Here is a 1,452-nt window from a genome sequence, read left to right on the forward strand (position 1 = left end):
AGAGGGCGTTCCGCGAGCTGATGCCCGCGATGTCGTAGTGTGATCGAGTGGATTTGTAGCGTTACCACCTATCGGCGGGTGCGCGTGTGCTGAGATGACCGGGTGAGCGAGCGCAAGCCGTACCCGAGCGACTTATCCGACGAGCAGTGGGCGTTGATCGAGCCGGTGATCACGGCGTGGAAGGCCGCGCACCGCTCCGTCAGTGGCCACCAGGGCAACTACATGATGCGCGAGATCATCAACGCGATCCTCTACCAGGGACGGACCGGCTGCCAGTGGGACTACCTGCCGCACGACCTGCCGCCGGGCAGTGCGACCTACTACTACTTCGCCAAGTGGCGTGACGACGGGACCGCCCAGAAGATCCACGACCTGCTGCGTTGGCACGTGCGGGAGAAGAAGGGCCGATTAGCCGATCCGAGCCTGGTCGTCCTGGATACCCAGAGCGTCCACGCCGCAGCCGGGGTCCCCGCCACCACGACGGGAAAGGACGCGGCCAAGAAGGTCCCGGGCCGCAAAAGGGGCTTGGCCGTGGACGTGTTTGGCCTGGTCATCGCCGTGGTCGTGCTGGCCGCCTCTACGCACGACAACACCTTCGGGATCGTGCTACTGGACCGCCTCGCTGCCCAGACACCCGGCACGGTGACCAAAGCCCTGGTCGACCAGGGGTTCAAGAACACGGTCGTCGATCACGGTTCCGGGCTCGGGATCGACGTGGAGATCGTCGAACGCAATCCAGCGGACAAGGGGTTCGTCCCCCAGCCGAAACGATGGATCGCTGAGCAGACCTACGGCACCTTAATGCTCCACCGGCGCCTGGTCCGCGACTATGAGCACCTGCCGGCCAGCTCCGAATCACGGGTGTATTGGGCGATGACAGCCGTCATGGCCCGCCGCCTGACCCGCGGCCCCGCCCCGTCCTGGCGGTCTACGTGACCAGGGCCGACGGGCAGGAGCCGGACCCCGGCACATGGCTGCTGGACAAGATCGAGGCCCGCGAGCAGGCCGTGGCCGGCCAGATCGAGCGGACCCGGGCAGAGATCGACACCCTGACCGCGCGACTGCGCGACCTCGACGAAGCGGCCGAGCACCTGCGGATCACCCGCAAGACCCTGCTCTCCCTCGCCGACGAGCCCGAGACCGACACCACTCCACCGGCTCCTGTAATCCCCGACCACCCCGCCTACCGGCAGATTCTGAACATCTTCGGCGACCTGGGCCGCCCCTTGCGGGCTCGCGACCTATGCCAGACGCTGGACCTGCCTATCGTCCCGAAGAACACCGAGAAGATCCGCGCCAAGCTCAAACGCCTGGTCGGTCAGGGAATCCTGGTGGAGACCGAGCCCGGATTGTTCGCTCAGCCGCGTCCGTAGCACGACCGCGACGTTCCTGACCAGCGCGCCCCACTCAGTCCAAGCGACGAAAGGGACATCAACTCGCGCAACGCCCTCT

2 protein-coding genes are annotated in these 1,452 nt (G+C 66.4%); both read left to right on the forward strand.

Translation table 11 applies throughout. The features are described 5' to 3' along the window. Window positions 1-102: 102 nt before the first annotated feature. The gene (locus Q9G87_RS60275; protein ID WP_305925681.1) at window positions 103-936 is read left to right on the forward strand and encodes an IS5 family transposase; all 834 of its coding nucleotides are present in this window, start codon (window positions 103-105) and stop codon (window positions 934-936) included. Next, window positions 933-1,373 carry a hypothetical protein gene (locus tag Q9G87_RS60280; RefSeq protein ID WP_305925682.1) on the forward strand — a complete coding sequence of 147 codons (441 nt, stop codon included), beginning with the start codon at window positions 933-935 and terminating at the stop codon, window positions 1,371-1,373. The genes Q9G87_RS60275 and Q9G87_RS60280 overlap by 4 nt, the downstream gene beginning before the upstream one ends. Window positions 1,374-1,452: the final 79 nt, after the last annotated feature.

This window comes from Nonomuraea turcica (assembly GCF_030718205.1).
Lineage (GTDB): Bacteria > Actinomycetota > Actinomycetes > Streptosporangiales > Streptosporangiaceae > Nonomuraea.